The following is a 22,908-nucleotide window of genomic DNA, read 5'->3' as shown; positions in this document are numbered from 1 at the left end:
ATTATGCCCTAATTCCATTATAGATATCGGTGACTAAGAGTAAGACTGGGGAATTTTTCTCGGTCTTATTTTTTTTGTTTTGTACAAAATAGAGTTAAGCGATCAAGCATAACCTTATCGAAAAAAGTGTCTCTATATTTTTTATGATATTTAAAATACGGCAAAGTAAAAGCAAAAAAATAAAATTTTGGGAGTGGAAAAATGGTATTATCCATGGAATGTGATTACTCATCAAAAGTTTATTTAGAAAAACTCAATGCCTATTGGCGTGCTACGAACTATGTTTCCGTAGGTCAACTGTATTTAAAAGATAACCCGTTGTTAAAGGAGCCAATGAAGGGTGCAGATTTAAAGATTAAGCCCATCGGACACTGGGGCACTATTCCTGGCCAAAACTTTATTTATGCCCATTTGAATCGTGTAATTACTAAATATGATTTGAACATGTTCTATATTGAAGGTCCTGGTCACGGTGGTCAGGTTATGGTTTCAAATTCCTATCTGGATGGTAGTTACACGGAAATTTATCCTGAAATTACGCAAGATATCACAGGTATGAAGAAATTGTTCAAACAATTCTCATTCCCAGGTGGGATTGCTTCACATGCCGCTCCTGAAACACCTGGCTCTATTCATGAGGGCGGAGAATTAGGTTATTCTCTTTCTCATGGTGTCGGTGCCATACTGGATAATCCTGATTTGATATCGGCTGTTGTGATTGGCGATGGCGAGGCTGAAACTGGACCACTAGCTACTTCATGGTTCTCCAACAGATTCATCAACCCAGTTACCGATGGTGCGGTCCTGCCGATCTTGCACTTGAATGGATTCAAAATCAGTAACCCAACGATCTTATCTCGTCAATCGAAAGAAGAAATTACCGCCTACTTTAAAGGTATGGGGTGGCAACCATTCTTTATTGAAGGTGAAGATCCTGATCTAATGCATCCAGAAATGGCCAAGGTGCTCGATACTATCGTCGAAAGAATTGAAGAGATTCAAAAAAATGCGCGTGAGAACAATGATCTTACTCGTCCGGTCTGGCCAATGCTGGTCTTCCGCTCTCCTAAGGGTTGGACAGGTCCAGAGCAATGGGAAGGTGTGCCCATTAATAATTCGTTCCGTGCCCATCAGGTGCCAATTCCGGTTGACCAAAAAAATATGAAATACGCGCCAGCGTTGCTGGAGTGGCTGAACAGCTATAGACCGGAAGAGTTATTCGACGACAATGGCCGTTTGAAAGCTGAAATTGCCGAGATCCTGCCTTCAGGAGACAGCCGTATGGCAATGAATCCTGTAACTAACGCCGGCAACCTGATTAAAGACCTGCATTTGCCAGATTACCGCAACTTTGCGCTTGATAATTCCGTACCAGGTCAAGTTATTGCACAAGATATGTCTGTTCTGGGTAAATACCTGAAGGAAGTTATTACTCTTAACGAAGGAAATCGCAATTTCAGAATTTTCGGACCGGATGAAACGATGTCTAATCGTCTGGGACCTATCTTTGAAGTAACCAAACGGCAATGGCTGGATCAAATTAAGGAACCAAATGATGAATTTCTCTCATCTTATGGACGTGTTATCGATTCTCAATTGTCCGAGCATCAGGCAGAGGGTTTTCTTGAAGGGTATGTGTTGACTGGCCGTCATGGTTTCTTTGCAAGTTATGAAGCTTTCTTGCGTGTAGTCGATTCTATGATTACTCAACATTTCAAATGGCTGCGTAAGGCAAAGGATCAAAGCTGGCGTGCAGATATCCCATCCTTAAGTGGCAACTTCAACCGTATTCCAACAAGACCACAATGGTTACACTCACCAAGATCCAGGGATATTAGGTCACTTAGCTGACAAGAAGTCTGAATTTATCCGTGAGTATTTACCTGCGGATGCGAACTCCTTGCTGGCTGTCTTTGATACTGTCTTAAACGACCGTCAAAAAATAAACCTAATCGTTACGTCCAAACAACCGCGACTACAGTGGTTTAGTGCTGACGAAGCACAAGAATTGGTTGGAAAAGGCCTGAAGATTATTGATTGGGCAAGCACCGATCAAGGTGGAGAGCCGGATGTTGTCATTGCTTCTGCAGGTACAGAACCAACAATTGAAAGCTTGGCAGCAATCTCCATACTGCATGAGAAACTGCCTGAACTTAAGATTCGATATATCAACGTGGTGGACTTATTAAAACTAAGAAGTCGAAAACAGGATCCTCGTGGCTTATCTGACGAAGAGTTTGATCAGTTTTTTACAAAAGACAAACCTGTTATCTTCGCTTTCCACGGTTATGAAGGTCTGATTAGAGACTTTTTCTTTGAGCGTCATAACCATAACCTGCATGTACATGGATACCGTGAGAATGGGGACATTACAACTCCATTCGATATGCGTGTATTGAATCAGATGGATCGCTTTGACCTGACGAAGGAGACTATTCTCAGCTTGTCTGATGCGGATGAACATAAGACCATCTTGGATGAAATGGATGCGATCCTTAAGAAACATCATCAATACATTCGTGAAGAGGGAAATGATTTACCAGAAATAGAGAACTGGGTGTGGAAGCCACTGAAATAAAAACATGGTGTAACGGGTGTAGTGAAGTAAAAGACATCTTAGGGTGTCTTTTACTTTTTATGATAATTTTTACCTTTGACAGAATGAATGCGATTTCATATGATATATGTAACCGGTTACCTAGATTTGGACAATCATAAAATCACATATACTTGTCGCATCTTAAAGAGGAATCATATTTTTTTTAAGAATGTGGAACCGGTTCCACATACCTCAACAGGAGTCTCATCCGTCATTATTTCTCCAAACGAGCAAGAAGCAGAAATGCTTATGAAGTCCCTTGGTTTTCGCGAAAAGTACAAAGAAAAGCTAATTGTCACAAACGGAAATGATGGAATTATTTATTACAAAAATGGAGAAAATATTTTCATCAAAGCGCCAGAGGTTCAAACAGTAGATACCATGGGTGCAGGGTCGGTGCTCAAGGAGGGATGCCTTTATTAAAAGAGCTGAAACAATTCATGGGCTGAGGGTATACTAGGAGGCGATTCTTTAATGCTAAGAAAAGAACCAAACGCATTAACACCACAGATGTATGCTGAGCTTCGCCGAAAAGTAGATTTTCAAGAATATTCATTAGAAGATGTCGCACAGGCCTTAGAGAAGACGCTATTTTCAGTTGTTATATTCGATGATCATAAACCAATTGGTATTGGTCGAATTGTCGGTGACGATAGAATTGTGTTCTTCATAAAGGATGTAGTAGTTGATCCTGAATACCAGAAGCAATCAATTGGTTATACTATTATGCATTCCTTAATGAATTACATTCAGGAAAAAGCGTGCGAGAACGCATATATAGGTTTAATGGCTACGCCGAATACAGAGAAATTCTACGAGAAATTCGGATTTATTCAACGTCCTAATCAGGATTTTGGCCACGGAATGGTTAAATTTGTAGATAAATCATATAAAATTGATAACCCGATGGAGGATAAATAATATGTTAAAAAGACCAATTATAATTGATACAGATCCTGGGATTGATGACGCAGTAGCTATAGCTATTGCTTTGTATAGTGAAGAACTTGATGTCAAGCTAATCACAACTGTAGCAGGGAATGTGGGCGTAGACAAAGTAACAAACAATGCATTAAAGCTGCTGAAATATTTTAAAAAGGAAGTTCCCGTTGCCATGGGTGCGGCTGCCCCGCTGATTAGAACACCTCAAGATGCGAGTAATGTGCATGGTGTTAGCGGAATGGAAGGTTTTGATTTTGAAGAACCTACAAATGATCTTTTGCTTGAAGAGAATGCAGTTAATGCCATGTATAAGGTGATTAAAGAAAGTACAACCCCGATTACGCTTGTTCCGATTGGACCGCTTACGAATATTGCATTATTGTTGAAAATTTATCCCGAGGTAAAAAATAACATTCAAGATATCGTTCTAATGGGGGGATCAGCCTCCAGAGGAAATATGGGGGTAATGTCTGAATTTAATATTCATGTGGATCCGGAAGCTGCAAAAATTGTGTTTGATAGTGGACTTCCGATTGTTATGGCTGGTTTAGACGTTGGATGGAAAGCGCTTGTATTACCAGAAGACTCTGCCCAATTAGAAAACATGAACGATGTTGGGAAAATGATTCACAGCCTCTTTCAGCGGTACCGTGGCGGCAGCATGAAGACCGGGTTAAAAATGTATGATAGCTGTGCCATTGCCTATTTGTTAAAACCAGAAATGTTTGAAACGGTTGAGACTCACGTGGATATCGAACTGAACGGCAGTATGACAGCAGGAACTACAATCGTTGATTTGAAAGGATATTTAGGTAGACCTAATAATGCCAAAGTGTGTCTTGATATCGATCAGCAATTATTTCGAGAATGGCTATTAGATAGCTTGAGAAAGTGCAACTAACGAACTAACACCAACTAAATGGGGGACAGCGCGATGGACATAATCATGTACGGCTCTGCGATTCTGGCGATTGTTATTATTGTATATATGTTAATAAAGCAGATGGATATTAAGATTACACTATTCTTCATTGGTATTGTTCTAATGTTCATTGGAATACTAATGGGTAATGGAATAAGTGCTAAAGGGTTTGAATCTTCGGGTGCTGTATGGTTAGATCCATTGGTAGCCATAGCGGACCAGTTTAAATCGTCACTCACATCTGCTGGTTTTATCATTCTTATTCTTGGTGGATATACAGCATACATGTCCTATATTAATGCGAATGATGTGACCGTCAATGTATTAACGAAACCACTAGGTAAAATTAAATCGGTATATATTCTTGTGCCAGTAGTCTTTTTGCTAGGAAATTTGTTGTCTCTTGTAATACCTAGTGCCTCAAACCTGGCTATAATCTTACTTGCAACATTATTCCCTGTGTTGAAAAAAGCTGGAATGTCAACGTTATCCGCAGCTGCGATTATTGCTACATCTGCGACCATCGTACCAACGCCAATGGGCGGGGATAACGTGGCAATTGCAACTGAATTAGCACAATATGCTGAGTATGCAGGTTTGACCGTAACAGATTATGTATTCCGTTACCACGCGTTAGTCTCCATCCCTACATTATTAGTAATGGCTGTTGTACATTATTTCTGGCAAAAACGTATGGATAAAAAGATGGGCGTCGACACAGAACACGCAGAAGTTGAACTAAAGGATGTTAAGCTAGTGGAAGGTGGAAAGCTGTTTACAACGGTTTACGCTTTGTTGCCAGTGCTTCCTATCCTGTTCTTGATCGTAGTATTTATACTTCAATCTGCATCTAGTATGACTATTAATATAAGCGTTGAGGTAGTTGCCTTATTATCTTTCGCTATTGCGATTGTTTGTGAATTAATCCGTAAAAGGAATGCAAAGCAAGTGTTAGATGGTACAGAGCATTTCTTTAAAGGCATGGGCAGCGCGGTTCCAATTGTTGTTCTGCTGGTTGCGGCTTCTGTATTCGTTACTGGATTGAAATCAATTGGACTTATTGAATCCTTGGAAACAGCGATGACTGGTATTCACGGTTCCAGCCTTGGATTTATTCTTCCACTCATTCTCGTTGCCTTGACTGCTCTAATCGTTATTTTGAGCGGTAGCGGTACGGCGCTCTTCTATTCGATGATTCCTTTATTGGTTCCTCTTGCTAACGCTGCGGGTATTAACCCGATTGCAGTTACAGTGCCAATGGGTCTTGCAGGTAACCTGTTTAGAGCAGTTTCTCCAGTCGCGGCCGTTGTTCTTATTGTTGCTGGCTCCGTTAAGAAGAATCCGATTGAGATTGTAAAACGCACATCTGTGCCAATGCTTGTGGGTGTAGTCTTTATGTTCATCCTGTCCATGATCGTATTTTTATAACTAGGATATCCGGCGTAGCATAGCTGTTGTTCTGGCTCCATTAAGTATTCAGAAGGGGATATTCCATAGCCAATGTTCATGGCTATTAGGACATCCCCTTTCGCTATTTCTTAGACCTTTTATCCCTACACTCCCAGAGATTGTGGTAATATATTACAATTAGACGATTACCATATGGGAGGTATGTGAGTGAAGCATAAATGGATGAACTCGCCGTACACCTTTGCTTTAGGGATGTTTGCGATGATGGTTCCCAGTCAGGCTTTTAGTTCTTTTTATAGTTATTTTTATGTGGAGAAATTGGGCTTGGGCATAGGACTTGCTACACTGGCCAGAATAATCTTTCTGATCTGGGATGCGGTGAATAATCCGTTGTTTGGATACTGGTCAGACCGCACAAATACCCGCTATGGTCGGCGTAGACCCTGGGTGTTCGGCTCGATTCCGCTATTTATGCTGGCGTTTGTGCTGGTGTTCTCTCCACCCGGCGGATTATCTGAAAATGGACTCTTCACTTGGTTTCTAGTGACACTTATTTTCTATGAGGCTGTCGCTACGGTCTTGTGGGTGAACTATGGCGCACTGCTTCCGGAGCTCTTCCGTGGAGATCGTATTCGGGCAAAAGCCTCGGTGATTCAGCAAGGGTATCAAGTGGTTGCTCTGTTAATCGGTACGGCTCTAACGCCAAAACTTTTCGCAGCAATTAACTTCTCTAATATGGCTATTGTGTATGCCTGTGTCTTCGGCGTGTTTATGTTTTTATGTATGATGAATGTCCAAGAGAAGAAAGAGACCACTAAGACTGAACCGTTGAAGCTCATCCCGGCTTTTCGGGAAACGATTCGGAATAAGAAGTTCTGGGTGTTTAATATTTCGAACTCTTTTGCCCAAACGGTTAATGGACTTGTAAGCTCGATGATTCCCTTTTATGCAAAATATGTTCTACATATTTCAGAAGCACAGGTATCTATTATGCTCGCGGCTGTCTTTGTCTCGGTCATTCCATTAGTGTTCGTGTGGTATTGGATTATTCGTAAGATGGATGGGGTCAAGGCATGGCGGCTATCGCTTATCCTATATGCTTTATCTGTCATTCCGCTATGGTTCGGTTATGATCTTGTAAGTGGTGTGGCCGCTGGCATTGTTGTTGGTTTCGGACTAGCAGGATTTCTAGTAACCCCGGCAATCGTAGGTGGCAAAATTATCGATGAGGATGCAGAGAAGACCGGTCTGAGAAGAGAAGGTATCTATACTGCGGTAAGCGGATTCATCACTCGTTCAAGCGGATTAATCTCGGCGTTGGCCTTTTTTATAGTAGGAATGATCTTTGGTTATAAGGGTGGCGATGACCCAGGGTCTGATCCAGAAGCAACGTTCCGGTATTTAATAAGTGTAGTGCCGTTATGTCTACTAGCCATATCTGTTATCATATCTTTTACTATTAAGTTTACATTTACGGGGCAATTGAGAGGTGATGCTGACTATGAGCAAAAGATTAATCATCAATTGTGATGATTTTGGGCAAAGCCCTGCCATGAATCAGGCGATAATGCATCTATTAGAAGAGGGAAAAGTATCTTCAGCGACGATAATGGCGGTGGCCCCTGGATTCGAGGAGGCGGCTAGATGGTGTAGCCGTAGGCAGCAACGAAATGTGGGCCTTCATTTGACGATGACTAGTGAGTTTGAGGCTTTACGCTGGAGCAGCCTGACGGGGGACTCTTCACTACATGATGATGGCGGGCATCAATATAAGACGGTAAAAGAGTTTGAGCAGGGGGCACAGACAAAAGCTGTGCTGAAGGAGATTGTTGCGCAGTATGAGAGAGTGAAACAATTCGGAATAGTGATTAGTCATGTAGACAACCATATGGGAAGTTTATATGGTATGGAAACGGGACGCAGCTTGCTTCCGCAGACGTTGTGGAGAATTTCGCGCTGGGGATTGCCGTCACGATTTTTCCGATACATCCATCCAGAAGATCCTCTTCTGGGATCGCTGAAAAATATTGAACGTCCAGTTGCACTTGGATCCGGGCTGGCCGATACACTTGGAGTCCCGATTCCTGATTACTTGTTGTCGCATCCTTTTGGTGTGGAAGAGGGTGAGACGTACGATCGTTTCAAACAATCCATTATCGCCAAGATGTATTCGCTACCTGATGGTGTTAGTGAAACCTATATTCATCCCGGAATCGACGATCCGTGGATGCTTGCAAATATACCACATTGGGAGAAGCGAGTCTGGGAATACCGTCTACCCTTTGATGATGATTTTACCTATGCGATTCGTGATGCTAGTGTTGAATTGACGGACTATCGCTATGTACAGGAGCATTTAAAGCGCCCACGGGTAAAATCTGCGGGGAGACTTTTGAAGAAACTGATAAGTTCATGAGAGAAAATAAAAGACACCTTGAGGGGTGTCTTTTGACTATCCCATTAAACCCTTTAGTCCATTCAAGAATGGGGAAATAGATTTAATCATATTGTAGCCCATTTTCACAACCGGCATTGTTCTTTGGATCATCCCTACGAAGCCCATAATTCTACCGAATCCTGAAGCGCCTGAACTTGCAGCCTCGGTAGCGCCAGCAGCCCCTCCTCCCATTCCGAAAAGTGAGCCGAATAATGGCATGAGTCCTGATACGTTCGCTTTCCGGGAGCGGGAAGAAGAGTGTTTTTTTGATTTTTTGTTTTTATTTTTATTTTTACGTGGTTTGGAGAGGGTCAATCCATCCTTATCGAGGCCAGTTATCCATCCTACATACGTACGTCCATCATGAAGCGTAACGCATACAGGTCTACCCTTGAGCTGTTCAGCTCGCTTGCGAATTTTTGCTCTGTTTGACATTTGTGGATCACCTCATTGGTCTATTTAATTATATATTACTCAGATATTCTGGTGTTGCTTGTGCTGGTTCATCATTAATATGAAAAGAAAGTCCAAAAAATGGATGAGAAAACGACGTTATACATAAATATCGATTTCCAAGTATCTCTCGTGAAAGCCCATTGCATTTATAAAGGTGTTCTTCCGCTTATAAGATTCGAATAACAATTAGTGAAGGGGGTGGTAGGATGTTATCTGCATGGATTGGGAGTATTACTTTTGCGGGAGCGGCGATTCTTTACATATTACTGTCTTTAGGATTACCTTATGGTGAATTTGCAATGGGTGGCAAACATAGAATCATGCCCTTACAGATGAGGATTGCGTGTGCGATCTCAGTTGTTATACAACTGATTGCAATCTTGTACTTGTTGCAGGCAGGCAACGTGATTTCTATTGGATTACCTTTTGATAGAGGCGTATGTTACTTTTTTACAGTCTATCTAATTCTCAATACCGTAATGAACATATTATCGAAGAGTAAAAAAGAAAGACTTGTGATGACACCTTTGTCTTTAATCACGGCAATTTGTTTTGGGTTTACTGCCATCATGAGTGGGTCTTGAGAGAGTTATTATCAGATAAAGATTCGACGTGTTTTGATTTTATGTATGCGCTTTCCTGGGACACATCTCTATAAGGTGTGTTTTTTTGTATGTCTAGAGACTCTTGATCTAATAAAATAAAAATGTGACCTAGGTCTTTCTTCACACGTTAATATATTTGACACGAATTTATATTAATTTTACAATCCTATACTTTTTCGTCATGTTTGTGTGATATAATATCACCGAAATTATGTAAAAAATACTAGGGGGAATAAATCTTTATGGGATGGAAGACACGATGGAACAAGCCTCTCGCTTCTGTACTAGCAACTGCAGTGCTTTCAGCACAGGTACTAGGTGGAGTCGTTTTGGGTACGGTTTGGAGTCCGGACAAAGTAGCTGCTGCACCTGCTACACCTGCTTCTGGAGCCAAGGTTGAGCTCCGTTTGATGAGCACAACGGATGTGCACACTAATGTGTATGGTTGGGATTATTTTAAGGGTGCACCATCTGTAACCGTCGGTCTTGACCGCACAGCAAGTCTGGTGAAACAAGCGAGAGCCGAAAAACCCAACAACCTCCTGCTTGACAATGGGGACTTGATTCAAGGAACCCCGCTGGGTACGTACGTGGCGAAGAAATCAGAACTGAAAGATCCGAATGAGATTCATCCGATGATTGCGGCTATGAATGTTATGAAATATGATGCTGCGACTTTTGGCAATCATGAATTCAATTATGGTTTGCAATTTTTAGATCGTACTATAAATGGTAGCGATGGCAAGAAGAAGTCAACTACCGGTGCAAATTTTGATTATGTGAATGCGAACATATATAAAATGGATGGCACGAATGCCTTTGATCCTTTTGTTATCATACCTAAAACAATAAAAGACAGTAATGGTACAGAACAAACGATTCAAGTTGGACTGATCGGCCTGGTTACTCCACAGATCATGGAATGGGATAAGGTTAATCTGGAGAACGAAGTCACCGTTAAAGATATTGCCGCAACGGCTGCGGAGTTTATTCCAGAAATGAAAGCTGAAGGAGCAGATGTCATTGTCGCTATGGCTCATACTGGCTTTGATATTAATGCTGTTATAGGTGATGGTTCTGAGAATGACATTAACGCCTTGAGTAAGGTTCCGGGTATCGATGCGATCACATTCTCACATACCCATAAGGTATTCCCAACGGGAAATGACAGCACACTGGATGCTTTGTTCAAAGATCCGGACACTAAAAAGCCTTACGATAACGATAAGGCTGTGATCGATAATGTGAATGGTCACATTAATGGTACGCCTGCTGTACAAGCTGGCTACGGCGGTGCTTATTTAGGTCTAATTGATCTGGATATTGTATACGGTGATAAAGGCTGGGAAGTAGATAAGAAGAGCTCAAAAGCTTCAACTCGTTCTATCTATAAGACAGAGAATAAAGTGAATTATCCAACGGTCGAACCTGATCCAGCTGTAGATGATGCTGCTGCGGCAGCGCATAACGCTACTATTGTTTATACTGAACAGAAGCTGGGTGTGACAACGGCTCCAATGAACAGTTATTTTGCAATGGTTCAGGATGATCCTACGGTTCAGCTCGTAACGTATGCACAGAAGTGGTATGTTCAGAAGTATATTGATGTCAATGTTCCTCAATATAAGGACCTACCGATTCTGAGTGTCGGCGCTCCATTTAAAGCAGGACGTAACGGCCCAGAAGAATACACTAGTATTGATGAAGGCAACTTGACTATCCGTAGCGCAAGCGACCTCTATCTATACGATAACACGCTCAAAGCGATCAAGGTTAAGGGTTCTGTTGTTAAAGAGTGGTTGGAAATGAGCGCGGGTGCATTTAACCGCATCAAACTTGGAATCTCGACTCCGCAGTCTCTGTTGAATCCGGAATTCCAAGTCTTTAATTTTGATGTGATTGATGGGGTCCAATATAAAATTGATGTAACGAAAAACGCGAAGTACAATCCGGATGGCTCCATTAATGATGCTTCATCGAGTCGTGTGACGGAAGTGACTTACAATGATCAGCCTTTAGATCTTGATCAGGATTTCATTGTTGTCACTAACAATTACCGTGCAAGCGGTGGTGGTAACTTCCCGGGCGTTAAAGGCTCAGAGTTGGTAGTGGACTCTCAAGATGAGAATCGTCAGGTCTTGATGGACTATATCAGTGAAGCTGGAACGATTGATCCTACTGCTGATGGCAACTGGTCCTTGGCACCTATTAAGGGTAGTGTGAAAGTAACGTTCACTACAACGCCTAAAGCAGCAAGTGTACTTCCGGCGAACATATACGATATGGGTCAGCAAAATGATAAAGGCTTCGGAATTTTCGAACTGGATCTAAGTGTGAAAACTCCTGCGCCAACTGCAGATGTTGAAGTTCACCTTATTGGAATCAATGACTTCCATGGTCAACTAGACACAGTTTCTACAGTGAGCAATAAGTCTGTAGGCACAGCAGCTTACCTCGCGACTTACTTGAAACAGGCTCGTGCAAAGTACGAGAACTCCTTGCTCTTCCATAACGGTGACTCCGTAGGAGCATCGGCACCTGTATCCTCGCTTGAGCGCGATGAGCCGACTCATGCTTGGATGAATATGATGAAATTTGATGTAGGTTCCTTGGGTAACCATGAGTTCGACCAAGGTGTTGATGCGCTAATGACACAGCTTTATGGTGGTGCTGATCCAAAGAACAAAAAAATTATCCATGCTGGATCTGATTTTGATTATGTGAATGCTAATGCAGTGTATGCCAAAAACGGCGAACCCATTATCAATCCTTATGTAATCAAAGAAGTCGGTGGTGTGAAGATCGGGTTTATAGGTCTTGTAACCAAATCTACACCAAGTAAAGTTGCACCTTCCGGTACAGTTGGGGTACAGTTCCTCTCGGCTGATAAAGAAGTAGCGGCTGTTGAGAGATATGCCAAAGAGCTGCAAGAGAAGGGCGTAGAAACAATCATCGTGCTTGCACATGATCCAGCCTCTACTAAAGATGGAGTAACTACAGGCGAAGCGGCTGATCTGGCCAATGCGCTCCCTGCGAACTCCCCTGTTGACGTTATCGTTGCTGGTGATAACCATGCACTGGCAAACGGAACGGTAAACGGCAAGTTGATTGTACAGGCGTACTCTTACGGTACAGCATTTGAAGATATCAAATTGGTCATTGACCATAAAACAGGAGATGTGAAGAGTAAGTCTGCTGTGGTAACTTCCACCTTCCATGACGGTGTAACACCAGATCCGGAAAGTGTGGCACTGGTAAATGCTTACCTTGAGAAGCATCCTGAGCTTACCCAACCAGTGGGTACAACTGATGGAACCGTAACTCGTACGGATGCTTATACCAAAGAAGCTGCCCTCGGTAACCTAATTGCTGATTCTATGCGTACTGCTGATTTTGGTGATGGCGCAAAGGCTGCTGATTTTGCCTTTATGAATCCGGGTGGTATCCGTGCGGATCTTCCGAAGGGTGATGTAACCTTTGGCGATTTGGCTAAAGTTCAGCCGTTCGGCAACACACTTGTGAAGCTGACACTAACTGGAGATCAGATCAAAACGTTGCTTCAGCAGCAATGGGGCGTGAAAGCTGACAAATCACCAGATATCAAAACATTGCAAATTTCTGGACTGAAATATACAGCGAATATGTATCTTCCAGTAGAGGATCGCGTAGCCAATCTTACGCTGACTAACGGAACACCAATTAATCCTAAGCAGGAATATACGGCAGTCGTGAATAACTTTATGGCTGCTGGTGGGGATAACTACAAGGTTCTGACTGAAGGTAAGAATTCATTGGCTGGTCCGATTGATTTGGATGTATTCTACGATTACATTGTGAAGACGTTTGATCGCAAAGAGATCAAGGCAGCCATTGAAGGTCGTATTACGAACAAAGAGAAGGCTGATACGGGATCGGGCAGTGGCGATGGTGGTTCTAATGTTGTAACTCCAACACCTACTCCAACCGTGAAACCAACAGCAACACCAGCACCAACAGCAACACCAGCACCAACTACTGCCCCAGCAGCAAGCTTCAAAGATCTGGGTAAGGTAGTCTGGGCGCAAGAAGCTATTCAAGCATTGGCTGCTAAGGGCATTATAAAAGGATTGGATGCAAATACTTTTGCACCAACCAAAACAGTGACTAGAGCAGAATTTATTACAATGCTGGTACGCGCACTGAATCTGACGGGCTCGGCAACAACCAGTTCATTCAGCGATGTTAAGCAAGGAGTTTGGTACACGGATTCTATCGCCCTTGCGGTGAAGGCCGGACTTGTACAAGGCTCTGGAAATGGTAAATTTGAACCGGGTCGTGAAGTGACTCGTGAAGAAATGGCTATTATGATTGCTAATGCATTGAAAGATAAGCTACAGCCGATTGATAAGAATGCAGCGCTGGGCAAGTTTGCAGACAAGTCCAGTATTGCTCCTTACGCACAGGACGCTATAGCACAACTGACCCAATTGGGAATTGTTAATGGTGTTGAGGGTGGCAAATTTGCACCTAAGGGCATAGCTAATCGCGCTCAAGCGGCAGTCATTATCTACCGTATGCTTGAACAAGCTTCATAATCCGATAGTTCTTCTAAAAAGTGTATCGATGATCCCTAATAGGGACTCGGTACACTTTTTCTTTTTGCATTAGGTATTGCCCTTTGCGCTAATATATGATAATTTAGTTCTGCACTGCATGATTCTTTTATATTTTGTGCGGTCGTGGCGGAATTGGCAGACGCGCACGGTTCAGGTCCGTGTGGGTTAATCCCCGTGGAGGTTCGAGTCCTCTCGACCGCATACCTAAGTGCTTATAAATTAGCTGTACTTTTGAATTGCTCTTCAACCTGAAGAGCCTTTTTCTATTTATAAGGATATTTCAGATCTGGATAACTCTAATGTAAAAGAAGTGAAGCGAAGATGGAACCTAATGTAAATGTCAATACGAAGCGAAGTGTGCGGTTTCTTGAAAAATATTTTTCAGGAGAATCGTTAGATTATCGCCATATGATTGCTTTATTTATCCCTATTCTGGTAGATCAAGCCTTTATAGTGGGGCTAAATCTAGTGAATACGGCTATGATCAGTTCGTCTGGTGTGGCGGCTATCAGTGCGGTGAACATGATTGATTCTCTTAATCTTTTTCTCATTAGTGTGTTTATCGCGGTATCAACAGGTGGTACGGTTGTCGTAGCGCAGTATAAAGGAAGCGGTAATAGTCTTATGGTATCAAAAGCTACCGCAGGCGCCACTTCATCGGTTTCCCTTATGGCTTTTGTTATTGGTATGTTTGGTATTCTTTTTCATAATCCGCTGTTGAACTTACTATTTGGAGCAGCTTCACCCGAGGTAATGCACAACGCCCGAATCTATTTGATTGGGAGCTGTATCTCCTATCTTGGAATAGCTGTGGTAGAGGCAGTGTGTGGTGCTCTTCGGGGAATCGGAAGGACGAGAGCCTCGCTTGCGCTATCGCTCATTATGAATTTAGTTTACGTCCTCTTGAATCTCGTATTTATTAACCTTTTGCATATGGGTGTTCTAGGAATGACCATTTCTATAAATATAGCTCGATATTTGGGCGCGATATGCGCTCTGTATTATCTGTTCCGGATGGACAATGAACTGCATATTCGAATTCGTGACTTACTGGTGGTTCAATTCTCCATGCTCAAAAAAATAATGTTCATCGGTATGCCGTTTGCGGCGGAGCAGATGTTCTTTAATGGTGGTAAGATTCTGACGCAAGTCTTTATCGTCAGTCTCGGTACTTACGCGCTTGCTACAAACGCTATCGCCTCTTCCTTTGCGGGGATTATGCAAATTCCGGGCAATGCGCTGTCTTTAACGATTATTACAGTGGTCGGACAATGTATGGGAAGCAATAATGTTAAGGATGCCCGGAAATTTATTAAATCGTTTCTCGTAGCATCTTCCCTTTCCTTTGTGGTGATGGGATTGTTAGTTATGCCTTTCTTCCATCCGCTAGTGTCGATGTTCCATCCACCTGCAGAGATTGTGAGGGATATTTTCATAATTGTACTTATCAATACAATTGTACAAATACCGCTGTGGTCTGTTAGCTTCATAACACCGTCAGCGCTTAGAGCGGCGGGTGATTCCAAGTTTACATCCATTGTGTCTATGTTAAGTATGTGGTTGTTCCGTGTAGTACTCGGATACATCTTAGGTATTGTTCTCGATTTCGGTCTGCTTGGGGTTTGGTTAGCTATGAACTGTGAGTGGGGAATAAGAGGATTCATATTTCTACGGCGTTTCATGGGTAAGAAGTGGGTTCAGCATCGTGTTATATAGTAAAGGTAAAAGACACCCCGTGTGGGTGTCTTTTTGATTGCCATGCCTGTAGTATTATTCTTTGATCTGTGAGAACAAATCATTCAAAGCTTCACTCATTGTAGGGTGAGTAAAGATATGATCTCTCAAAAAGGTAAAATCTTGCCCTGTTTGTATTGCCATGCTCACGATATTAATCACTTCGCTGGATTCCGCACAGAACATTGTAGCTCCGAGGATTTTATTGGTTTTTGCATCCACAATTGCTTTTAGGAAGCCCTCGGTTTCGTTAATTAAGCGAGCACGTGGAATAGCTGCTGCAGGCAACTTAGCGACTTTAATTTCAAGTCCTTGTTCGACGGCTGCTTCTTCACTTATTCCTACTCTGGATAGTGGGGGATCAATAAATACACTGTATGGAACAACGTCACGGTCATTTGTGGTATGGGAATGATCGCCGAAGAGATCATTTCTTACAATTCTATAATCATCTAATGAGATGTAGGTAAACTGTAATCCGCCTTTGACATCTCCGAGGGCCCATATATGGGGAACGGTGGTTTTTAGGGAAGGGCTCACCTTAATAGCACCCCGATCTGTAACTTCTACACCGGCTGCTTCTAAATTTAATCCCTCAATGTTTGGTTTTCTACCTGTCGCAACCAGAACAGCATCGACTTTCAATTCTTGAATAGCACCATCTATCGAAAAGGAGATAACTGTTCCATCTTTAACATCCTTCAGTCCTATAACCTTTGCATTCAGTTTGACCTCAATGTTCTTCTTGGTAAAGGTTTGGAGGACGGCGTCCGCGACATCGCGGTCTTCTTTAGGAATGAATTTCGAGGAACTCTCCAGCACCGTAACCTGTGCGCCGAATTGACTGTAGATCGACGCGAATTCCAATCCAATATAACCACCACCAATGATGGCTAGTTTAGTTGGGAGCTCCTTAAGATCCATAATGGATGTGCTGGTATATACGAACTTACTATTTTGTATCCCATCAATAGTAGGAATGATGGTTTCAGCGCCCGTATTAATGAAGATTTTATCTGCGGTTAAGATTTTCGTCTCACCGGCATCCTTTACTTGGACTTCGTGATCCGATAAGAAGGAAGCTTCACCATTGATAACTTCTATATTCTCGTTCTGATTTAGATTATCGTAATTTTTTTGGCGTAGACTTGAAATAAGCTGATTCTTATTATGGACCGCTTCTATATAATCTTCCCCTTGATGGGCTTGATAAGCTAAGGATTTCGTAGGGATACAGGCGATGTTAATGCAAGTTCCACCGTACATTTTCTTAGAGCGTTCAATCACGGCTACTTTCCATTTTCGATTAGCTAGTTCTGTGGCAAGGGTCTTTCCGCCTTTACCGAAACCAATAATAATAGCGTCGAACTTGTTCATTTTAATACCTCCGGGTCACACAGGATGTTTTAAATTATGCATTAAATAGCATGTTGCTTTATTATTACCCTAAATCCGAAGGCCATTAAACGAACGATAAAGAGATTTGAAGACGAAAAAGAGATCTCCTCTAAAGGAAATCTCTTGATGGTCAATATAGCTACCTTGGCGCCTTCTTTAACAATGAAAGAACTGAGTTCGAGGTGCTTAGGAGGATCGCTTTTTGGTGTTCGCTCGACATAAAACTGTCTAGGTAGGGGAGAGTGTAGGGAATCCCATGGTGATCACTGCACCGCCATCCTTACGGTTCCCTGCCGAAATCAGACCTCCGGAGCGCTCAACGATCGCGCGGGATATGGCTAGTCCTAGCCCTGATTCGCCATCTTTTCCTTTTACAAATCGGTGGAACAGGTATGGAAGCAGGTCTTCTGATATGCCAGGGCCATCATCACTAACGGAGAGCAGAACCTGATCATCTTTAACCGAAGCATGAATGTAGATATGCTGGTTGGCATAACGAGTTGCATTGGAAACTACATTAAGCAGCGCCTGCAATAGCTTATCTCTATCGGCCCGGATCGTAAGTGGCTCACAGTCATCGTAGGATACATGTAGGGTCAGTCCCTTTTTCATCAAAAGGGGGTTCATGCGTTCAATTGTTTCTACGACTAAATCGTCCAGAGAAAGCTCGCTAGTTCTAAATATATCCTCCTCACTATCCAGCTTCGCAAGCAGGGTCATTTCAGTAACGAGTTTCTTCAGACGACTACTCTCACTCATAATAATATCCAGACCTTTATCGATCCCTTCCCCCTCGAAGATACCATCCTTAATCCCTTCAGCATACCCAGAGATAGACATTAGTGGGGTCTTTAATTCGTGTGAGGCATTCTGGAAAAATTGCTTCTGTACGTGGTTAAAACGATTCAATTCGCCAGCCATGTCATATACCGACTTAGCGACAGCGCCAATCTCTCCGCCAGCTTTGATTAGCTTAACGGCTGAAAAGTGGCGTTCCTTTACCTTTTTCAGCTCTTGCTGCAGCTTCATTAGAGGTTGGATTAGCTTTTTCGTGATAAACAGGCCAAATAGGAGCATGAATGCCCCTGCTGCACCGAAAACGATTAGAAGTCTTTTGAGCAGAGCTTGTTCAATTGTTGTAACTGCGCTCATAGGTGTAAGCAGAGTTAGCGTGCCTATCGGGGTGGACTTCACTTCCGTTATATATCTTGCATCTGTTCCATTCCATATGTTCTGGAGATCCGAGGTTTGACCTGCGACAAACTGCGTATTGGAGTTTACCGCGATTGAACTCATATTCGATGAGGTGGACAATACTTTTCCTGTCTCATCGCTAAGAATGGCCTCGACGCCTGCAGTACCAACAGTAGAAGGCATGATCACGGGTAACGCATGGAGTTCAGTCCCCATGTCGCCCTTGTACGTGCTCCCCTCAATCATAGTGGCTGACATGGCAGAGCTAATGGTTCGCAATTCTGCCTTTTGTGTACCGACAAAATGATTGAGCAGTACAAAGTGGATCACGACAGCGGTAATAGACAGGAGCAGTACCAATACGATGCTAAAGGCTATATTAATCTGATGTGCTAGCTTCATTGATCTCCATTCCCTCCTCAATACGCATACGATAACCATGTCCCCAAACGGCTTCAATCGGCAGCAGGTCTAGTTTTTTCCGCATTCGTTTAATTAAATGGTCCACGGCGCGGTCGCTCCCGAAATAGTCATCTCCCCAAACATAGGTTAACAGCTCATCTCTTGTAAATGCGCGGTTTGGAGAAGCTGCAAAAACTTTTAGAAGGGTGAATTCTTTGCTGGTGAGTTCAATCTCATTTCCGTGCCAGAACACACGTCTTTCCTCCAATAATAACTGTAGGTGGCTAACTTCAATTTGCGTCGATGGGTGTGGGGTACTAATTGCGGGTTCCACGGGATTACTCATTTTATACCAGCGTTGTAACTGGCGTTTAATGCGAGCAACTAGCTCCCGGGGGCTAAATGGCTTGACCAGATAATCATCACTACCAAGCTCTAAGCCTAATATTTTATCCACTTCATTATCTCTTGCAGAGATCATAATAATCGGTACCTCGGCTTCATTGCGAATCCGCCGACAAAACTCGTACCCGTCCATGCCAGGCAACATTACGTCGAGCACCCACATATCGGGTGGGCTTGTCTGCCATAAGGTCCATGCTTCCTCAGCGCTGCCAAGGCCGATCGTGCGGTAATTTTCTTTTTGTAAATAGGCTTCTACAAGATTACGTATATGCTGATCATCGTCTACTACGGCAATGAGATAGTTGGTATTCATTTCGTTACCTCCAGAGTATTCTTCTACAATTATATCAATCCATAGGTGGGTATAGGGGTCTGCCATCGTTTTTCCACAAATTAACCAATGTTATGCCACACCCATTTTGTAAGCTTGGACTTGTAAGATCATTCAAATCGACGAGGAGTGTTGTATTTATGAATCAACAGATGATATTTAAAAAGTTAGCGTTGTCCGCCCTACTAGTGTCCGCAGTTGCCGCACCGACTGCAGTGAACGCAGCAAGTGGAGCTAACGATCAAAGTGCGAAGACAACAGTAGCAGCCGTGGTTACTCCAGCAAATAGTGGATCACTTTCTGCAAGCTTAATAAGCTTTGATTGGGTAGATCCCCTGGAACTGGCTAAAACATACGCACCTAATACTCTGGAAGACTGGAAGAAGACCTTGGATCAATATTATAAGGCTGCTGGATTTAGCATTACCGCAGTTTCTGAGCTTGTACCTTCTGAGCAGGCGGAGGGAGTTCAATTATCGAAAGAGATTGGATCAGCTGAAGCTCTGCCCGTGAGTTACATTGAAGCGGGTCGCAGCGTTGATATCCAATTACCTGAAGCTCAGAAGATGGAGAGTTTTGCCTCTACTTCAATTAAAGGTGTAGCTGCAATTGCGGCAGTAGAATCAACTGAAGCTACGATTTCAATTCAAGAACTTAGTGAGGCTGATAAAGCCTTCTTCAAAGCCCAAGAGGATCTGAATAGCGCGGCTAAAACCAAAGATTCCACTGTGATTAAGGAAGCTTTAACTAAACTATTGGATCAATATAAAGAAAAAATCAAGGCGTTAGAAACGTCGAAGTAACAGTGATAACCGCAGCTTGATACAGAATAGAGAGAATGAAAAGGTAAAAGCAAAAAGACACCTCGAGGGGTGTCTTTTTGTTACGTAAATGTATCTAGTCCAACCCAATCTCGCTTTTTGCTTGAACCCTTGCTCTTTTCCGCCAATTCACTCCGATTACCCCGGCAATGATCATCACCGTGCCGGTCCAATGATACCATTCCAGCTGTTCATTCAGCAGGAGTACACCACCAAGAATAGAGACAACTGTCGAAAGACTGCCGAAGATACTCACGCGTGAAGCCTCCATTCGGGATAAAGCATAGTTGGAGAGGAAGGAGGTCACTAGGGAAGATAACACACCGAGATAAATCATGGAGAATATGAATTTTGGCTCCTGAAAAGGTGTGAAATATTGATTCAAGGTTCCTGCCGAACCATGTTTAATGATCGACAATCCATTAAAAAATATAAATCCAAATAAAGTAATCATATAAGTGAGCTCTTTAGGACTCCAAGTTCGTGTCAGCTTTCGGGCCGCAACATTATAGCCGGCAAGGGATAGCGCTGAGATTAGGATGAGTAAGACGCCCCACAGACTAGAGGAAGAAATACTCACGCCCGGAATGGCAAAGATAAGAATGATGCCTGCAACCGATATTAAGGTGGAGATCTTCTGGAAACCGCTCGTAGTTTCTTTCAAGAACATCGCTGCTAAAATGATGGTGAAGATGGGCATGGTCGCCTGAATAATGCCCGCTACAGCAGATGTTGTATGCAGAAGTCCAAAGGCTTGAAGTGTAAAGTACAACGATGGGTATAGTAGAGCAAGTGGGATTACCACTGCTGCCTTGGAAATACCAAACTTCACCCGCCCCCATCCTGGAAAAGTAAATAATGAAGCGGCAAGGAAAGATAACGTGAAGCGGTGAGCTAACGTATCGAATGGGTCCGAGACGGTTAAAGCCATTTTTACAAATATAAAAGAAAACCCGACAATAATAGCATTCAAGATAGCAGCTACTATCGCTTTTTGAGTAGAAGATGTATTCATCTATAAGACCTCCAAAGTGTTGCGCGCATTTAGGACCGGTCCTGTTATGCTCTTTATTCTAAGGCTAGAACAGCTATGCTACAATGTAATTATTGTTCATCTGTACCGGTACAAAATAGACTCGGAGGTAGGTGAAGGGCATTTATAAGTATTCGGAGTTAATCAACGTTCTGGAATTACAAATCGCTGAAGATACATATCGTGAGGGCGACAAGTTACCTTCTATTCGAGAGCTAGCGCTACGTTATGACTGCAATAAGAGCACGGTTATTCGAGCACTCCAAGACCTTCAGGACAAACATCTAATCTATGCCGCGTCAAAGAGTGGATATTATGTCATGAAACGCAGTGGGGAACAAAAAGAAGAGGGGGCGCACTGGATTGATTTTACAGCATCTGCACCGGACCCGGATATTTTTCCGTATCTAGATTTTCAACATTGTATTAATAAGGCGATCGATATGTACCGTAAGGATTTGTTTATCTATGGAACGCCGCAAGGGCTGCCGTCTCTGATCCGTGAAATGCAGCGGCAACTGGCCTCTTATCAGGTATTTGCTGATTCCAAACAGATTTTTATCACCTCTGGTGTGCAGCAAGCACTTGGACTCTTAACCCGTATTCCTTTTCCAAATAGCAGGGAGCGTGTGTTGATTGAACAGCCGAGTTACCCACTGTTTATGGAGTATTTGAAGACGTACGACATCGAGACAGAGGGGATACAGCGTTCGGATGACGGGGTGGACTTGAATGAATTAGAGCGGTTATTTAAGACGGGCCAGTTCAAGTTCTTCTATACCGTTCCACGGTTTCATAATCCGCTTGGCGTTTCCTATACCCGCAACCAGAAGAAGGCGATTGCCCAGCTTGCAGCTAAATACGATGTGTATATCGTTGAGGATGACTACATGGCAGATCTGGAGCAGGATACGAAGCAAGATCCGATTTATGCCTATGACAATACATCACACGTTATCTATTTAAAAAGCTTCTCCAAGATTATATTCCCAGGTCTGCGCGTTGGTGTGGCTGTACTTCCTGAGGTGCTCTGTGAGTCCTTTAACCGATTCAAAAGACTGATGGATATAGATAGTTCTATGCTGTCACAAGCTGCCTTGGAGTTGTATTTGAAAAGTGGAATGTTCGAGCGCCACCGAAAAAAGATGCGTTCCTGCTACGGAAAAAGATCCATGCTCCTCCATGATTCAATTAGGAAGGAAGTAGAAGGGGGTTCTGCACATCATTTTTCTTATCGTCCAGCTAGTCAGCTAGTCGTGCATACGTATCTGAAATTGGAGGATGGTATTAGAGCAGAGCAGATGATCAAACGGCTGCAAAAAAAGTTCATTCGAGTGGAGATGGCGGATAGCGGTTACCTTCCCTATTTTGCGAAAAAAGAGAGAATTCTAAAGCTCAATGTATCTAGTGTAAAAGAGCCTGATATTTCTTCTGGCATTGCACAGGTGATTCGAGAAATACGCTGAAGTAGCATCTTATGAATGTTCTATCTTAATAAGATCCATCAGTTGAGAGGCGACCTCCAAGCTGTTATCTTCCCCTCAATTATGCCCCAATCCTCATTTCTCGTAACCCATAGTTTTTCTCTATCCTCCATTCAGTGAATGAAATAGGTGTTTGATTC

Annotated in this window: 16 protein-coding genes, 1 tRNA gene and 1 pseudogene; 13 read left to right on the top strand and 5 right to left on the bottom strand. The window is 42.9% G+C overall.

From position 1 onward, the window contains the following. Positions 1-201: 201 nt before the first annotated feature. The 7 genes and pseudogenes from MKX60_RS02800 (at position 202) to MKX60_RS02770 (ending at position 8,289) form a co-directional block, all read left to right on the top strand. A pseudogene (locus MKX60_RS02800) lies at positions 202-2,578 on the top strand (phosphoketolase family protein). 87 nt (positions 2,579-2,665) lie between these two features. Continuing rightward, entirely contained in the window at positions 2,666-3,022 is a 357-nt protein-coding gene (locus MKX60_RS02795; protein WP_341059043.1) for a PfkB family carbohydrate kinase, read from the top strand. 51 nt (positions 3,023-3,073) lie between these two features. Continuing rightward, positions 3,074-3,520, top strand: a complete 447-nt coding sequence (locus MKX60_RS02790) for a GNAT family N-acetyltransferase (RefSeq protein WP_076286680.1) — start codon at positions 3,074-3,076, stop codon at positions 3,518-3,520. A 1-nt stretch (position 3,521) separates the two neighbouring features. Further along, positions 3,522-4,442, top strand: a complete 921-nt coding sequence (rihC, locus tag MKX60_RS02785; RefSeq protein WP_076299953.1) for a ribonucleoside hydrolase RihC — start codon at positions 3,522-3,524, stop codon at positions 4,440-4,442. 33 nt (positions 4,443-4,475) lie between these two features. Then, positions 4,476-5,891: a C4-dicarboxylate transporter DcuC gene (gene dcuC, locus MKX60_RS02780; protein WP_076286678.1), complete on the top strand. Its 1,416-nt coding sequence runs from the start codon at positions 4,476-4,478 to the stop codon at positions 5,889-5,891. Positions 5,892-6,080: 189 nt separating this feature from the next. Continuing rightward, entirely contained in the window at positions 6,081-7,403 is a 1,323-nt protein-coding gene (locus MKX60_RS02775) for an MFS transporter (protein ID WP_341059042.1), read from the top strand. Beyond that, complete coding sequence (locus MKX60_RS02770) at positions 7,375-8,289, top strand: polysaccharide deacetylase family protein (protein WP_341059041.1); 915 nt, start codon at positions 7,375-7,377, stop codon at positions 8,287-8,289. Before MKX60_RS02775 ends, MKX60_RS02770 begins: the two co-directional genes overlap by 29 nt. A gap of 36 nt (positions 8,290-8,325) precedes the next feature. On the opposite strand, the gene MKX60_RS02765 is transcribed toward MKX60_RS02770, so the two are convergent. Then, complete coding sequence (locus MKX60_RS02765) at positions 8,326-8,745, bottom strand: hypothetical protein (protein WP_076286675.1); 420 nt, start codon at positions 8,743-8,745, stop codon at positions 8,326-8,328. 227 nt (positions 8,746-8,972) lie between these two features. On the opposite strand from MKX60_RS02765, the gene MKX60_RS02760 reads away from it, so the two are divergent. From MKX60_RS02760 to MKX60_RS02745, 4 genes are all read left to right on the top strand, one after another. Further along, a complete protein-coding gene (locus MKX60_RS02760; protein ID WP_339244305.1) occupies positions 8,973-9,350 on the top strand; it encodes a hypothetical protein in 378 nt (125 codons plus the stop codon). 263 nt (positions 9,351-9,613) lie between these two features. Beyond that, positions 9,614-13,945, top strand: a complete 4,332-nt coding sequence (locus MKX60_RS02755) for a bifunctional 2',3'-cyclic-nucleotide 2'-phosphodiesterase/3'-nucleotidase (RefSeq protein WP_149646341.1) — start codon at positions 9,614-9,616, stop codon at positions 13,943-13,945. Positions 13,946-14,083: 138 nt separating this feature from the next. Further along, positions 14,084-14,167: transfer RNA gene (locus MKX60_RS02750), tRNA-Leu, on the top strand. A 120-nt stretch (positions 14,168-14,287) separates the two neighbouring features. After that, positions 14,288-15,682: an MATE family efflux transporter gene (locus tag MKX60_RS02745; protein ID WP_341059040.1), complete on the top strand. Its 1,395-nt coding sequence runs from the start codon at positions 14,288-14,290 to the stop codon at positions 15,680-15,682. 54 nt (positions 15,683-15,736) lie between these two features. Here MKX60_RS02745 and MKX60_RS02740 read toward each other — a convergent pair whose 3' ends face one another. The 3 genes from MKX60_RS02740 to MKX60_RS02730 form a co-directional block, all read right to left on the bottom strand. Further along, positions 15,737-17,077 carry an FAD-dependent oxidoreductase gene (locus MKX60_RS02740; RefSeq protein ID WP_341059039.1) on the bottom strand — a complete coding sequence of 447 codons (1,341 nt, stop codon included), beginning with the start codon at positions 17,075-17,077 and terminating at the stop codon, positions 15,737-15,739. 249 nt (positions 17,078-17,326) lie between these two features. Next, the gene (locus MKX60_RS02735; RefSeq protein WP_076299950.1) at positions 17,327-18,694 is read right to left on the bottom strand and encodes a sensor histidine kinase; all 1,368 of its coding nucleotides are present in this window, start codon (positions 18,692-18,694) and stop codon (positions 17,327-17,329) included. After that, positions 18,672-19,412 (bottom strand): response regulator transcription factor, encoded by a 741-nt coding sequence (locus MKX60_RS02730; protein ID WP_339244313.1) that lies wholly within the window; start codon positions 19,410-19,412, stop codon positions 18,672-18,674. The genes MKX60_RS02735 and MKX60_RS02730 overlap by 23 nt, the downstream gene beginning before the upstream one ends. A 158-nt stretch (positions 19,413-19,570) precedes the next feature. On the opposite strand from MKX60_RS02730, the gene MKX60_RS02725 reads away from it, so the two are divergent. Continuing rightward, on the top strand, positions 19,571-20,233 hold the full coding sequence (locus MKX60_RS02725; RefSeq protein ID WP_341059037.1) for a hypothetical protein: 663 nt from the start codon (positions 19,571-19,573) through the stop codon (positions 20,231-20,233). Between the two features lie 94 nt (positions 20,234-20,327). Here the strand turns inward: MKX60_RS02725 and MKX60_RS02720 are convergent, their stop codons facing one another. Further along, a complete protein-coding gene (locus MKX60_RS02720; RefSeq protein WP_341059036.1) occupies positions 20,328-21,266 on the bottom strand; it encodes a DMT family transporter in 939 nt (312 codons plus the stop codon). A 140-nt stretch (positions 21,267-21,406) separates the two neighbouring features. Between MKX60_RS02720 and MKX60_RS02715 the strand changes: the two genes are divergently transcribed. After that, positions 21,407-22,750 (top strand): aminotransferase-like domain-containing protein, encoded by a 1,344-nt coding sequence (locus MKX60_RS02715; RefSeq protein ID WP_341060262.1) that lies wholly within the window; start codon positions 21,407-21,409, stop codon positions 22,748-22,750. The last annotated feature ends 158 nt before the right edge of the window (positions 22,751-22,908 follow it).

Source organism: Paenibacillus sp. FSL R5-0914, from assembly GCF_038004525.1.
Lineage (GTDB): Bacteria > Bacillota > Bacilli > Paenibacillales > Paenibacillaceae > Paenibacillus_AQ.
The sequence above is the reverse complement of the archived record's forward strand: the minus strand, read 5'-3'. Positions and strand labels throughout refer to the sequence as shown.